The following is a 14,842-nucleotide window of genomic DNA, read 5'->3' on the forward strand; positions in this document are numbered from 1 at the left end:
GGACAGCAACGATGGATTCAGGAAGTATAGCCAGTCAAAAGGTTAATGAAAGAAGGCCTGTAAGTTTCTTCGATAAAATGGCAAAGAAATTTGTGTTGAACGCTCTCAAAAAACTGCAAGTTGGTCACTTAATTATTGAAGAGCACTTTCATGAAGCAGGGGAAGCGGATGAAAGAGTGTTTCACTTTGGGGAATTAAAAGAGAACGCCCGTTGCATTGCACACATTCATATTCATGATCGAGCGGTTTATTGGGATTTATTTGTCAATGCTAGTATTGGTGCTGGAGAAGCATTTATGTTAAATCGTTGGACCACGCCTGATTTGGTGGCAGTGATTCAACTGATGGTCAAAAATCTTGATTTGATTAATAAAATGGATGGCGACAAGCCTCTATTGAATCGCCTTGGGAGCAAGATCGCGCATTTAGTGAACGCAAACACACAGAAAGGTTCTCGAAAGAACATTGCGGCTCATTATGATCTAGGGAATGATTTCTTCTCTTTGTTTCTTGATCCTAGCATGATGTATTCCTCCGCTATCTACCCAAATAAGAAAGCCACGCTTGAAGAGGCCTCTTTCTATAAATTGGATCGAATATGTCAAAAACTTGAGTTAAATTCAGAAGATCATTTGCTTGAAATTGGCACTGGATGGGGCGGATTAGCGGTACATGCTGCGAAATATTATGGTTGTAAGGTAACGACAACAACGATTTCACAAGAGCAATATGGCTTTGCCAAACAGCGAGTTGAAACGGAAGGTTTATCGGCACAGGTGACATTGCTATTGGATGATTATCGTGATTTAACCGGTCAATACAGCAAGCTCGTCTCAATAGAAATGATCGAAGCGGTGGGCCACAAATTTTATGAAAGCTATTTCCGTATGTGCAGCTCGTTGTTAAAAGAGGACGGTTTGATGCTGATTCAAGCCATTACCATTGCAGATCAACGTTATCATTATGCGAAAAAGTCTGTAGATTTTATTCAGAGATACATATTCCCAGGAGGATGTTTGCCGTCAAATGAAGTGATTGCTAATAACGTCTCTAAAAATACGAATATGCAAATGGTTGCTATTGAGGATATTACGGAGCATTACGCTGATACATTAGCCGATTGGCGGCAGGCTTTTATGCAGAAAAAGCATCATGTTCGTGAAATGGGTTTTGATGATGTGTTTTGCCGTATGTGGGAGTTTTATCTGTGCTATTGCGAAGGTGGTTTTCGTGAGAGAGCGATTAGTACCGGGCAGTTTGTTTTCGCTAAACCTGAGTTTCGTTTTCAAGCCAATCGTTAACGCACCGCCGTTAAGTGATAAAAAAGAGCGTAGAGGCATTTAATAGGAGGTTTAAGCCATGACGCAACGATCAAAAAAAGAGAAGGCAGTCACGTTTAAGCGCAATGTGAAGGTAGGCACAACAGGTTTGAACATCATTAATGCTATTTTATTTCAAATTATTTGGTTTGTTTGCGTCACAACAACCGATGTTGTTTCTTCTATTTCGGTTTTAATATTATTGATAATTCATTCTCTTTTTATGGTTCGAGACACGCGTGAATGGTGGTTAATCACTGGGTTTACCCTTATTGGTATTGTTATTGACAGTGTGTTGCAGTCATTTGGTTTGATTCAATTCTCTGGTGCGATTCTGTGGAATGATTCTATTTCGGTTATTCCTATTTGGATGATGTGTTTGTGGTTGGCTTTTTCAACAACATTAGTACACGGGCTTTTTTGGTTGCATGGGCGATGGAAACTTGCTTTGTTAGTGGGGTTGTTTGCGGTCCCTGTTAGTTATTATGGCGGATTGTTCTTATCTGATTCCTCTTCAATTGAGCCCATGTGGATAATGCTGGTGGCTATTGGACTGATTTGGAGTGCGCTCCTTCCAACAGGTTTATTTATTGCGGAAAAATACGGGCTATTGAGTGTAAACACCGTTTGATTCAGTTGGTTCTGAGTATTTGAAGAGCATTTAAAGGACGGCCTAGTTGCACCAATGTCGACAATAATTCATATTTTAATTTATACGGTGTTTTTATGATTGTACTTAAACATCTCGCATCTATAGGGCTGGTGGCTGCTTCTAGTTTAGGCTTTACTGCCGTTGATATGGCATCCGGTGTGGCTATAGGAGAGGCCTTTCACATAAAAACAGGAGAATTACTTTATACGGAAACGCACAGAAAACCGTCTGAATACACGCACTTGGTCACTTACCGTGAGGCGACAGGAAACATATTTGCCGAAAAAACCATTCATTATGTGCACTCATTGTTAGCGCCTGATTTTGATCAAATGAATCAACGAAATGGCGAAGTCATTAAAGTAAAAGCCGTGGATAAAGACAATTTATCGGTCACTTACAAAGCATCCTATGGCCAAAAAGAGAAAACCAAACCCATAGAGGTGACGAACCGTTTAATCGTCGATGCAGGATTTGACCATTATGTTCGTGCTCACTGGGATAAACTAATAAAAGGAGAGACGATGAAGGTGGCTTTTCTGGCACCGACCCGTCAAATAACGGTTCCTTTTCGAATTGTAAAAACTGACTGCAAAGACAGTGATAGCAGTGTGAGTGCTATTTGTTTATTGCTTTCCCCTAATTCGTGGTTTTTTCGTTTGGTTGTTGATCCTATTTATTTGGTTTACGACAACGAATCCAAAAATTTACAACGGTATTTAGGTAGAGGCAACATCTCTGAAAAGAATGGGGATTATCTAACAGTTGATATCCATTATCGTTATGAAACTCCCCTTTCATAATACACAGATTCTTTATTACAAAATAAAAAGGTTTGATCATGAGTGCCATAAAAAAAGTAAGCCTATATGGCGTTGCTAGCTTATTGTCTTTGTTGCTAATTTCCTGCTCATCGACGTCTGTGGAAACGTATTCAGCGAATGAACCAAAATTGGTTGTTGCCGATTTTTTTGATGGAGACCTTATAGCGCATGGTATGGTTAAAAATCGAGGAGGGGAAGTAATCCGTTATTTTACAGCGGATCTCAAGGCTTCATGGAAAGATGGCATTGGCACGCTAGATGAATCGTTTATTTTTAATGATGGCGAAAAGCAAAAACGAATTTGGACACTTACGCCGCATTCTGAAAAAGGCTATATCGCAACAGCGGGTGATGTAACGGGTTTTGGGCATTTGAGAACATCGGGCAACGCATTGTTTATGAAATACGTTCTCCAAATACCCTATGATGGCAGTGTTATTGAAGTGAATGTGGATGACCGTATGTATCTAATAGAAGATTCAGTACTATTGAATGAATCATTACTAACAAAATTTGGCTTTAACGTTGGATCAGTATCCTTGGTGATACTAAAAAAATAGCGTCTTATTTTGATTTTCTAGGTTTAAAATCCGTCATTAATAACGACGAAATGAAGCCCATTATGGCTGTACGGGATGGATCTGTTCCAAAAATAGAAGCGTTGTTACGTTGGGGATCGGATTCTTATGGCTTTAGATCTATTTTATCGTTTAGAGGCATGTGGCGTTAATCTATTGGATAATGACTGTGGTACGGGTTATTCTGGTTTAGATTATTCTAGCCGACCATTAGAAGAAACAGTGTTCTTAGAATGGTTTGAAAATTCGCGTCGCTCTAAAGGAAAGGTTGCATTGTCGTAATGGGTCGTCATAATGACGCATAATTTCATTTAATGACGAATTGTGTGGATTTTTATGGCTAAGTTAGTGTTTGCTTTGAAATACGTACCTGAAGAAGAAGCGGCAACAATACGGCAAATATTAATAGACAATGACATTGATTTTTATGAGACCTCCGCAGGGCGGTGGCAAATTTCTCTTGCTGCTATCTGGGTGCGTAATAATGCCGATTTTGAATCTGCAAGAGCGCTTATCGTGCAAGACCAAATTGCAAGGCAGCAGTATTTTAAAGAGCAAAAGTTGCCTTTTGGGCCAGCTATGGCCGCTTACTTAAAAGAAAATCCTGTAGAGTTTGCTGTTACTTTGGTTGCGATCGTATTTGTTGCGGGTTTATCTGTGTTTCCCTTTTTTATTACCATATAGGTTCTGTGATGTTTTTATAAAAGCCTAAGCTTTATTAAGTTACTTCTATTTTACGTTAGCGAACCTTTTAGATTACCTGCCAAGTTGGATTATGACATCGTCGATGAATAAAGTTAGCCGATCTTTTGATGGGAAAAAAAAGCAAAGTAAATCCTTAAAGCGTGTGACAGAAAAAGCGTCGTTAAGGAATAATAAGTTGGAGTTGCATCCAAGAAACCCACATAAAATGCGTTATGATTTTGCACTATTAGCTGATTCGTGTTCCGAGCTTACTCAATACGTCGCAAAAAATGCCTATGGTAATGAATCCATTGACTTTGCCGACCCGAAAGCCGTAAAAACGTTAAACAAAGCTTTATTAAGCCATTTTTACGGCGTTTTTTATTGGGATATTCCTTCTGGTTTTTTGTGTCCGCCTATTCCTGGCAGAGCCGACTACATCCATTATTTAGCGGATCTATTGGCCTATTCTAACAATGGCGTGATACCTCGTGGCTCTATGGTACAGGCATTGGATGTGGGGGTTGGCGCTAATTGCGTGTATCCAATAATAGGAACGCGGGAGTATGGCTGGAAGTTCATTGGGTCAGACATCAATGCAACAGCCGTTGACGCCGCCAAAGCGATTGTTAAATCAAACCCTAGTTTATCCAGTCATATTCAAATCCGTCTACAAAATGAAAGAAGTGCCTTGTTTGATGGGGTTTGGGGAGAGAAAGATCGGTTTGATGTGACCTTATGTAATCCACCCTTTCATACGTCAGAATCGGCAATGAAAACCGAGTCAGAGCGAAAATGGAAAGGTGTTAAAGGTACAAAAACATCGACGTTGAATTTTGGAGGGCAATCAGATGAACTATGGTGTGATGGTGGTGAAGAAGCGTTTATTTGCCGCATGATTAAAGAAAGTAAACGCTATCATGATCGTTGCTATTGGTTTACGTCTTTAGTTGCAAAACAAAGCCGTTTACCTGCTCTCTACAGAGAATTGAAAAAAATAGGCGCAGTTCAAGTAAGAACCATTGATATGGCGCAGGGGAAGAAAGTCAGTCGTTTTGTTGCTTGGAGCTTTCTAGAACCTGCACAACAAGATTATTGGCAAGATACCTATTGGATAGCGTAATAGGCGATGATTAATTGTCTATTACGCTATTGTATATTTTGTGTTTATTTGCTCATTTCAATTGCGATGGCAGAAGCGAGGCGAGCGTTGTTAAAAACGAGCTGAATGTTACTTGCTAAGCTGTCCCCTCCAGTCAACTCAGCCACACGAGCCAATAAAAATGGCGTAGATTCTTTCCCACCAACTCCTTGCTCGTCCAATTCTTTCAGTGCTTGGTTGATCGCGTTGCCGATGATTTCTTTCTCCATAGCGTATTCTTCTGGTATTGGATTGGCAATTACAACACCGCCGTTTAATGACATAGACCATTTAGCTTGGAGAAAATCGGATATTTGAAGTGCATCTGTTAGGTTGTAATCTACAGTGTGATCACTGTCACGAGTATAAAATGCAGGTAAAGAGTCAGTGTTATAACCAAGAACGGGCACACCTTGAGTTTCTAAATATTCACGGGTAAGGGCTAAATCTAAGATGGATTTTGCACCCGCGCAGACAACTGCAACGTTGGTTTTTGCTAGTTCTTGTAAATCCGCTGAAATATCAAAGGTGTTTTGAGCGCCACGATGGACACCACCAATGCCTCCCGTTGCAAAGATTTTAATCCCCGCCATTGCTGCAATGATCATAGTGGCTGCAACGGTGGTTGCTCCATGCTCTTTTTTAGCAATAACATAAGGCAGGTCACGACGAGAACATTTAATAACAGATAAGCCTGCTTGCCCTAAAGTGTCAATTTCTTCATGACTTAGTCCTGCTTTTAAACGCCCATCAATAATCGCAATAGTGGCAGGTACCGCGCCATTATCCCTTATTACTTGCTCTACTTTTTTTGCCGTTTCAGCATTTTGAGGCCAAGGCATACCATGTGAAATAATGGTGCTTTCTAATGCAACAACAGGCTTATTATTCGCTAATGCCTCAGCGACTTCAGTGCTAATATCAAGAAATTTATTCATTTTGGTTCATCCAATTTAAGAGTGTCGATTTAAAGAAAAATAAAGGGTTATAAGTTGCGTGTATAAAATTATTGAGTTTGTTTGCTCTTCATCCATTGCAGAACCGTATTTTCGGAAATATTTGGATCGTTAGCGTGTATGGATTCTAGTGTAATGCCTGCACAGGCTACCGAAAACGACAGTTTTTCTTGTAAGTTCCAGTCTTTATGTTGCGCATGAATAAAGCCCGCAAAAAGCGCATCACCTGCACCCGTATCACTGACAGGTGTGGTTGGAAAAACAGGTATGGTTAATGCGTTGTTTTGATCTTTAAAGAAAACGCCATCACTACCAAGGCTTAATAGAACGGCTTTGACGCCTTTATCAATGCAATCTTGGGCTAGTTGCTCGTCTGTTATGTCTTCTGAAGCAGGGATGTTCAATAGCGCTTTTGCTTCATCTCGGTTGACTTTTAACAAACTCATTCTAGAGAGAAGAGGGCGTAATCTAGAGGCTTTTGTTGCGGAAACGGCATCCGCATAGAAGTCCACTGTTAGGGGTAAATCAGCTAACCATTCAATGGTCGTTTGTGCTAAGTTTGCCTCGACTAAAATGCGTTTCGTTGACTGTAATAATGGCATTTTATTTTCGAGTAGTCGGCGATCCAGGGCGTCGATGATTTTCATATCAGCAATAGCAGAGACAAGTTGACCACTTTCATCGTTGATGGATAAATAGCGGCTGGTATTAAAATCAGGGTGTCGAACAATGTCTTGAGTATTGATGCCACATTGACGGTTTTTTTCTAATAACCAATCCCCCGAACTGTCTTGCCCTACGATAGACAAGAAATGTATTTGGTTGCCCAAACGAACAACATTTTCGGCAATATTACGGCCAACACCACCAGCACTTTGTTGAATGCTTCCTGGGTTAGAGTCATTGCGCTTCATACGACTTAATGAAGAACCATTTATATCAAGGTTACAGCCACCAATAATCAAGAGAGTGTCTTGCTGAGGAATAATGTAACCCTTGCCTAATATATGCCCTGCACGTATCAAACGCATAATATGACCAGCAATGGACTCTCTGCTCATGTTCAAGTTATCAGCCAGTTCTTGCTGTGTTGCGAGAGGGGACTGTTTAACGGCAGTGAGAACGCATTCTTCTTGTTCTGTCATACTATCAAACCCAACATAACTAAAGTTTTTAATTTAAACTTTAGTTATGTTGGGTTTGAATACGATACAAGTCAAGGCATTATTCTCAAACCTTGCTCACAAGGGGGCGATAATACAAGCGGAGTTTTCGTGTGAGGTAAAGCTCGTTGGCGTAATTTGTTGACCATTATGAAAAATAGTCTGTAATTATGCATAAAATAAGGAAACGAGTGAAAAGTACTTCTGAGTAAGAGTTACATTGACAGGCTCCTGTATTAAAATAATGAAGTGCCGTTCAATTTATTCACCTTTACCTATGTTTTTTGTGTAATCTAGATAAATGTAAACTGTGTACTTGATGGCACTTAACCTGTGAGTAAGATGAAAGTATGGTTTAAATTTTATATGGGCAATATTGATAAATTATATCAATAAACCAATAACGTATTTAGGAGCTTAATCAGTGTTATCAGTTAAAGCGAAAGCATTTATTTTAATGGTGACTGGCTCTTTATGTGCAAGTCTCAGTCTCGCATCAACACTTTCCGTCACTGTTTCAAATGAAGATGGGCAGCCCATTAAAAATACGGTTGTAGAACTTTATAATCCCGATTATTTAATTGATAGTGCTTCATATGATGGCCCAAAGGCATTTGAAGTAGCTCAAAGAATGAGGCAATTTCAGCCATTTGTTCTTGCTGTCCCCGTAGGATCGAGTATTACTTTCCCTAATTATGATAAGACACGTCATCACGTGTATTCATTCTCACCGATTAAAACATTCGAGCTGAAATTATTTTCTGGGCAGGCTCATGACCCTGTTATATTTAATGAAGCGGGTGTTGTTGCTTTAGGATGCAATATTCATGATGCAATGCAGTCTCACATTTATGTGACAGATAGTCGTTATTTTATGGTGACAGATGAGAATGGGCAGGTGCAATTTTCTTCGCTACCAGAGACGTCATTTAATGTGAAGGTATGGCATCCTTTACAAGGAGAGGCCGTTGAACCTCAAATGGTGGCTACATCCAGTAATGATGTTTCTCTTAATGTTAACTTATCTATCATCGAGGAATTTGAAGAGGATGAGTTTGAAGATGAATACGCCTATTAAAATCAAGGATGCATTCTGTTGGAGATTTTATGCTGGTGAGTTTTCGTTCTAAGCTGATCGCGTTATTTATTGGATTGCTGACTTTAGTTCAATTAGGGTCGGCGATTGCTGTTTTGGACTCCATGAAGCGAGGCAATCTAGAACAAGGAATTCAAACGCTACAAGTAGCAAGTAATGTTTTTGAGCTTACATTAGATGAGAGGGCGTCTCAGTTAATTACCAGTGTTCGTATATTAGCGTCGGATTTTGGCTTTAAACAAGCAGTAGCAACACGTGAAAACGATACTATTCAATCTGTATTGAATAATCATGGAGGACGAATCAACGCAGATGTTTCCTTACTCTTGTCCCCCCGTGGTGAATTACTAACATCAACAAGAGATGTTATTGAGGAAAAACAATTTCAAAGCATCATTTTATTAGCTCGTCGAAGTGGTCGGCGCAGTATTGTTAACATTGTTGAAATCGAATCACGGACGTATCAAATGGTCTTTGTGCCTGTTCGAGCACCTAATGTTATTGCTTGGGTTGGAATGGGGTTTCTATTAAATGAAGCGTTAGCGAATAAAGTTAAAAATGTTACAAATTTGGATATCAGCTTTTTAAATAAAAATAGAAGCGATATGGCTCAAGTTGTTTCAACGTTACCTGAAGCCGATAGAGTACCATTGTTTTCAGCATTGACCGATCTAGATTCATTGATAAAGACCCCTCTGTTTACGAATGATGAAGCGTACTTGTCTAACTCTGTAAAACTTAATATGGATAGCCAATGGGCTGTTCTGCATTTACCTTTTCACCCTTGGTTAGAAAATTATCAGAGTGCGCGTAATCAACTGATTACTATTTTTGCTATCACTCTGAGTTTGGCCATTTTATCTGCTTGGTTTGCGGCAAAATCAATGGTGAGGCCCATTCAATCTTTGGTTGAGTTCGCAAAGCAGATTGGTCGAGGCGAAAAAAATAAAGCACCTAATGTAAATGGAGAGTTTGGGGTCTTATCTGGAACAATGATCGCTATGCAAAACGATATTGTAAAGCGTGAGGAAGAATTAACCTATCGGGCATCACATGATTTGCTTACGGGCCTTTACAATCGATCTGCCGTAGAGAAATACTTGTCGGAATACTTACCGAGAGATACAGGCAGTCTAATATTGATTAATATTCGGCATTTTAAAGACATCAATAATATGATGGGTTTTGAAAATGGCGATCTTTTGTTGAAGCTATTTGCTCAAAGACTGAGTGAAGTCTCTGGCGAGTGCGACCAATTGGCTCGCTTAGGTGGTGATGAGTTTTTAATCATTCATCCAGAATGTTTTTCTGAAGACGAAATAAAGTCCTTGGTTGATTCATGTAGTGGTCAGTTTCATCTATCCGGTTCAAGTATTAATTTACAACTTAGTATCGGCGTGTTGCCTTTTGCGTATACTTCGAATGATGTGAATAAAGTCATGCGTCGCATTGATATCGCGACGAATTTGGCGAAAGAAACGTCTAACGGCGTTGCTATTTATGAAATGGGTCAGGATGAAAGCCATCAAAGAGAACTGACCATTATCCGAGATTTGCCCGAAGCGCTTGAAACGGGTCAATTGTTCATGGTCTACCAGCCTAAAGTGAACTTATCTAAGCGTCAATGTATTGCTTCAGAAGCGCTTATCCGTTGGGTACATCCAGCCTTAGGTTTTATTCCTCCAGACGAATTTATTCGCTTAGTTGAGCAGTCCGGTAATATTAAAGTACTGACTCAATGGGTTATTCAAAAAGTGCTGGAACAACAGGTTATTTGGCGAGAGAACGGCATAAGAATGCAGGTAGCCATTAACTTGTCCGCTCATGACTTACAGGAAAAAAGTTTGCCTAGTCAAATTCAGGCATTGCTTGATAAGTTCGAATTGGACGCTAGTGTGCTTGCTTTGGAGGTCACAGAGAGTGCTGTAATGGCCGATACGGATACCGTCATTTGTGTTTTAGGAGAACTGAAGAAATTAGGTTGTAAACTGTCTATAGATGATTTTGGAACAGGGCAATCTTCCCTTGCGTACTTGCGTGATTTACCTGTTGACGAAGTGAAAATTGATCGTACCTTTGTGAAAGATATTGATACGAATAAAAATGATGCGTTAATTGTCAGTGCAACGGTTCAATTGTCTCACGGCTTTGGTTTTACTGTGACGGCTGAAGGCATGGAAAATCAAGTTGGTCTTGGTATTCTAGAGTCGTATGAATGCGATACGATTCAAGGGTATTATTTCTCCAAGCCTCTTCCGGCATTAGATTTTGGTAAATGGGTGGCGGAGTTTAATACAGACAGTTCAAAATGGTGGGGTAAATGATTTTTGTTCTAGGTGAGTGATAAGACATTCACCTTTTTTAAGGGGTTAATGTTTTATACGTTGTTTAATATAGTCACTGCTTTATCGTGTTTTTTGCTTTAATATGCTCTGTTTTATCTCTTCTTGAATTCACATAATAAGTGCAATCATTTGAAAAAGGGCTTTATATGCAATTTGTTTTGGGCATTTTTTTACTTTTAACCCGCTCTCTATTTCTTCTCTTCTTACTTCTTTTTATTACTTGCTTTGGGTTGATCTTTTTTCTGTTTTTTTCATCGTCTTTTAATAAAGTTTACTATATAACACATGCATTTACGTTCGCCAGTCGAGTATTGGGAATACAAGTTCAGCCTACCGTATCAGATAATGCAGGATCAGTTGGGCAAGCTGTGTACGTCGCAAATCATCAAAATAATATGGATTTGTTTATCTTTCCATCTGTATTTCCTAAAAAAACGGTAACGGTTGGCAAAAAAAGCATTATTTGGATTCCTCTTTTTGGGCTTTTGTACTGGGCGAGTGGCAACATCTTGATTAATCGCAATAACCGTCAAAAAGCCATTGCAACCATTGATCAAATTGTTGATCAGATGAACTCTAGTCATTTGTCTATTTGGATGTTTCCAGAAGGGACTCGCAGTCGAGGGAGAGGGTTATTGCCGTTCAAAGCTGGGGCTTTTCATGCCGCGGTTCAGGCTGGATTGCCTGTTGTACCCGTGGTGTGCAGTAATACTCACAATCAGATAAAACTGAGTCGTTGGAATAATGGCACGGTTAAAGTAGAGATGTTACCTCCGATATCGACCAAAAATATGAGTCTTGAAGAGGTTACTATGCTTATGGAGCAATGTCATCAGCAGATGGAGAATAAATTAGCGGAATTAAGTGGTAAAAAAGAGTAGTACGCATTCGGTTAATTAATGGTGTCGGTGCTGCCAATGCCATGATATTAAAAAGCCTCAATTCAATATGCTTCATCTAAAGTGATTTGTATTGAATTGAGGCTATTTCTAATCGAATTATGAGCAGATTATGTTGATTAGTTAACGCGTGTTAACCAACCGTGAGTGTCTTCTGCATGACCCCATTGGATATTGTTCAGTGTAGAGCGAAGTTTCAACGTCGTTTTACCTATGCTGCCTTCGCCTACAGTGTGTTCTTTGCCTTTGTAGATAAAGGTTCCAACAGGTGCAAGAACGGCGGCTGTACCCGATAACGCCGCTTCACAGCCAGGTTTGGCTGCACGTTCAAGTAATTCATCGACGCTAATGTTGCGTTCAGATACGGTCATACCCATGTCTTTAGCAAGAGTTAGTAAAGAATCACGTGTTACGCCATGGAGGAAGCTTTCATCTAATGCTTTGGTAATGATTTCGTTACCGTCAATTAACAGGAAGTTCGCTGCGCCTGTCTCTTGAACGTCTCCATTAGGACAGAAAAGAATTTGATCTGCATTAACGTCATCACGAGCACGACTGATAGGACCTAAGGCGCTGGCGTAGTTACCACCGCTTTTGATCATTCCCATATGCGGTGCGCAACGCATGCCTTCATCTTCTAATAACAGGCGCAACATTTTGTCACCACCAGAGAAGTAGTCGCCAACAGGAGAGGTTAAAACAAAAAAGCATGATTCGCTTGATGCTACTGCTGCTTTGCCGATAGCGGCTTCTGTACCGAAATGCGTTGGGCGAATGTATAAAGAACCTGGAGGTGCTGGCACTTCGTTAGCAAAGCGTGCAACCGTTTCCTTAATCATATCGGAAACCATTTTTTCGTTTAGTTCTGGTAAATACAGCAAACGACTGCTTTGTGCTAAACGTGCAATGTTTTTATCCATACGGAAAAGGTGCACAGAACCATCTTTATGTTGGAATGCCTTCAACCCTTCAAAGCATGTACTGGAGTAATGCAAGACATGCGCGCCAGGATGTAAGCTGATTGAGTTACTTGGGACCATCTCTGATGAGCTCCAACGAGATCCATCAAACCAAGAGATTGCCATTTCAGGCATGAAAACGGTACCAAATGCTGCCGCCATGTTATGTGTCCTCTATTTTTATCAATATAAATAATTAAAATCGGAAAAAGAGTGCTTCTGAATAAAAACACACAGTTAGATGCTGTCTAAGGCTTCTATAGATCAAACGATTCGTTCTAGTAATAACTATAATCACCCTAGATTGAAAATGGAATTGTTCAGTGCGAATAAACTGTTACTGTAGGCTAATAGACCTCGCTTTTTTGCACTGTATTGTATTGTATTCCATACAGAGTGGAGAGTTTTTTACATTCTAGACTGTTAAAGAGGCAGTGGTGCGTCTGTTTTAATAGTACGAATGGCAAAGTTACGGTGGATGTCTTTAACAAAAGGCAGTGTTTGTATCTGTTTCAGAATGGTTTCGTAATGAAGGCGGTTTTTAACGACAGCTTCTTAGCTGCGTGTTTTTGTTGGGCAGTGTTTAGCATTTGTTTGAGAGTGGCGGGTCTGCCTGCGCTCACTGATACAGCCATATTAGGTCTTGTTTCAACGGTATTGCTCTTACTTTTTTATGCTTTTGGTTTTGTTGAGTCTGGTATGAGTTTCGTGACGGCAAACATGTTATTTGGGCAATTTATTGTACAAGCTGTTTTGGTCGGATTGCTCACTGGGTTTACTTATGGTTTTGCGATTAATCGAATTGGAGCAGAAAGTACGGCGGCAATCGGGTCTTTAACGCCCGTTATCGCGACATTAGCGGCTATCCCTCTTTTGTCTGAGCCTCTTACTATGGCTTCTTCATTAGGCATTATTTTGATTTGCTTTGGTGTGCTGTGTGCCAATGGTATAAAAATCAGATTGAAAAACAAAGTCATTGATACACAGTCATTGAGATTCATTAGGATGGTGGTTAGGAAAAAATTATGATTTTAGAAAACTTAAAAGAAGCGGCTAAAGACCCTATTTTATCATTGTCAACAGCGTGTAGACAGGATACCAATCCAAATAAAGTGGATCTAGGTATTGGTGTTTATCGTGATGATCAAGGTATAACACCCGTTATGGAGGCGATTAAGATTGCGGAAAAGCGGCTTTTGCAGGAGCAATCGACCAAAGCGTATATTGGGCTTGCGGGTAATGAGGCATTTAATCAGGTTATGATTGATTTAATGCTAGGCGACAGTTCAAGTAAACAAAGAGCTGTTGGCATACAAACACCGGGTGCAAGTGGTGCATTGAGAATGTTGGCCGATGTGATTAAGGCATCCACACCGGATGCAACGGTTTGGTTGAGTGATTTAAGCTACGCAAATCATGCGCCTATTATGAAAACGGCGGGCTTAAAAGTACGCTACTTTCCGTATTTCGACCCAGAAACAAAGCGTGTTCAAACTGACGCTATGATGACATGTTTGCAAGATGCGGGAGCGAACGACGCGGTTCTATTACATGGTTGCTGTCATAACCCGACAGGTGCGGATCTTCCTTTTGAGGGCTGGGAAAGGGTCACGGATATGTCAATCAAGCAAGGTTTTCTTCCGTTTATTGATATCGCTTATCAAGGCTTTGGTGATGGAATGGAGGAAGATGTGCGGGGCTTTCGTTATTTAGCGGAGCGTGTGGAATCCTATGTCTTAACAGGGTCTTGTTCAAAGCATTTTGGATTGTATCGTGAACGTACAGGAATTGCTGTTGTTGCTGCAAAAACGCTAGAGCAGAGTAATCGTGTGAAAACACGAATAGTAGAAGCAGCACGCAGCTCTTATACAATGCCACCTGATCATGGTGCTGCATTGGTTGAAATAATACTGAATGATGACATGCTTAAAGCGAATTGGTTAGCTGAAGTTGAATCAATGCGTTTACGCATTGAGGGGCTAAGGCATAAGCTTGTGGCAACCTTAAGAGGCAAAAGCGGTTCATCTCACTATGATTTTATTGCTCAGCATAAAGGTATGTTTTCAGTGCTTGGAATGACACCTGAAGAAGAAAAAATTCTAAGAGAAAAGTACGCTATCTATTTAGTGGGTGGTGGACGTATTAATATTGCAGGTATGCAAGAAAGACAAATTGACTACATTGCACAAAGTATATTGAGCTTGTAAGGCTTTAAGATCAAGGGGG

Annotated in this window: 15 protein-coding genes; 12 read left to right on the forward strand and 3 right to left on the reverse strand. The window is 40.2% G+C overall.

All coding sequences use genetic code 11. The features are described from left to right. Nucleotides 1-11 precede the first annotated feature (11 nt). From ACMUMJ_RS08635 to rlmF, 7 genes are all read left to right on the forward strand, one after another. Nucleotides 12-1,301 (forward strand): class I SAM-dependent methyltransferase, encoded by a 1,290-nt coding sequence (locus ACMUMJ_RS08635; RefSeq protein ID WP_414678423.1) that lies wholly within the window; start codon nt 12-14, stop codon nt 1,299-1,301. Nucleotides 1,302-1,359: 58 nt separating this feature from the next. Beyond that, a complete protein-coding gene (locus tag ACMUMJ_RS08640; RefSeq protein WP_414678424.1) occupies nt 1,360-1,950 on the forward strand; it encodes a DUF2878 domain-containing protein in 591 nt (196 codons plus the stop codon). A 95-nt stretch (nt 1,951-2,045) separates the two neighbouring features. Further along, on the forward strand, nt 2,046-2,774 hold the full coding sequence (locus ACMUMJ_RS08645) for a hypothetical protein (RefSeq protein ID WP_414678425.1): 729 nt from the start codon (nt 2,046-2,048) through the stop codon (nt 2,772-2,774). A 38-nt stretch (nt 2,775-2,812) separates the two neighbouring features. Further along, entirely contained in the window at nt 2,813-3,355 is a 543-nt protein-coding gene (locus ACMUMJ_RS08650) for a DUF3833 domain-containing protein (RefSeq protein WP_414678426.1), read from the forward strand. Between the two features lie 126 nt (nt 3,356-3,481). After that, nucleotides 3,482-3,655, forward strand: a complete 174-nt coding sequence (locus ACMUMJ_RS08655; RefSeq protein ID WP_414678427.1) for a hypothetical protein — start codon at nt 3,482-3,484, stop codon at nt 3,653-3,655. 54 nt (nt 3,656-3,709) lie between these two features. Continuing rightward, entirely contained in the window at nt 3,710-4,057 is a 348-nt protein-coding gene (locus ACMUMJ_RS08660; protein WP_414678428.1) for a DUF6164 family protein, read from the forward strand. Between the two features lie 103 nt (nt 4,058-4,160). After that, a complete protein-coding gene (gene rlmF / locus ACMUMJ_RS08665; protein ID WP_414678429.1) occupies nt 4,161-5,180 on the forward strand; it encodes a 23S rRNA (adenine(1618)-N(6))-methyltransferase RlmF in 1,020 nt (339 codons plus the stop codon). A gap of 44 nt (nt 5,181-5,224) precedes the next feature. Here the strand turns inward: rlmF and ACMUMJ_RS08670 are convergent, their stop codons facing one another. Then, complete coding sequence (locus tag ACMUMJ_RS08670) at nt 5,225-6,136, reverse strand: pseudouridine-5'-phosphate glycosidase (RefSeq protein ID WP_414678430.1); 912 nt, start codon at nt 6,134-6,136, stop codon at nt 5,225-5,227. A 68-nt stretch (nt 6,137-6,204) separates the two neighbouring features. Continuing rightward, entirely contained in the window at nt 6,205-7,299 is a 1,095-nt protein-coding gene (locus ACMUMJ_RS08675; RefSeq protein ID WP_414678431.1) for a PfkB family carbohydrate kinase, read from the reverse strand. Between the two features lie 442 nt (nt 7,300-7,741). Between ACMUMJ_RS08675 and ACMUMJ_RS08680 the strand changes: the two genes are divergently transcribed. From ACMUMJ_RS08680 to ACMUMJ_RS08690, 3 genes are all read left to right on the forward strand, one after another. After that, entirely contained in the window at nt 7,742-8,395 is a 654-nt protein-coding gene (locus ACMUMJ_RS08680) for a cupredoxin domain-containing protein (RefSeq protein ID WP_414678432.1), read from the forward strand. Nucleotides 8,396-8,424: 29 nt separating this feature from the next. Continuing rightward, nucleotides 8,425-10,737, forward strand: coding sequence for an EAL domain-containing protein (locus ACMUMJ_RS08685; RefSeq protein ID WP_414678433.1), 2,313 nt, complete (start codon nt 8,425-8,427; stop codon nt 10,735-10,737). 167 nt (nt 10,738-10,904) lie between these two features. After that, nucleotides 10,905-11,639, forward strand: a complete 735-nt coding sequence (locus ACMUMJ_RS08690; RefSeq protein ID WP_414678434.1) for a 1-acylglycerol-3-phosphate O-acyltransferase — start codon at nt 10,905-10,907, stop codon at nt 11,637-11,639. Between the two features lie 137 nt (nt 11,640-11,776). Here ACMUMJ_RS08690 and ACMUMJ_RS08695 read toward each other — a convergent pair whose 3' ends face one another. Continuing rightward, nucleotides 11,777-12,778, reverse strand: a complete 1,002-nt coding sequence (locus ACMUMJ_RS08695; protein ID WP_414678435.1) for a branched-chain amino acid aminotransferase — start codon at nt 12,776-12,778, stop codon at nt 11,777-11,779. A gap of 366 nt (nt 12,779-13,144) precedes the next feature. Here ACMUMJ_RS08695 and ACMUMJ_RS08700 point away from each other — a divergent pair, with 366 nt between their 5' ends. Both ACMUMJ_RS08700 and ACMUMJ_RS08705 read left to right on the forward strand, forming a co-directional pair. Beyond that, nucleotides 13,145-13,645, forward strand: coding sequence for an EamA family transporter (locus tag ACMUMJ_RS08700; protein WP_414678436.1), 501 nt, complete (start codon nt 13,145-13,147; stop codon nt 13,643-13,645). Continuing rightward, nucleotides 13,642-14,823 carry an amino acid aminotransferase gene (locus ACMUMJ_RS08705; RefSeq protein WP_414678437.1) on the forward strand — a complete coding sequence of 394 codons (1,182 nt, stop codon included), beginning with the start codon at nt 13,642-13,644 and terminating at the stop codon, nt 14,821-14,823. Before ACMUMJ_RS08700 ends, ACMUMJ_RS08705 begins: the two co-directional genes overlap by 4 nt. Nucleotides 14,824-14,842: the final 19 nt, after the last annotated feature.

The sequence above is a fragment of the Marinomonas phycocola genome, from assembly GCF_047525455.1.
GTDB lineage: Bacteria > Pseudomonadota > Gammaproteobacteria > Pseudomonadales > Marinomonadaceae > Marinomonas.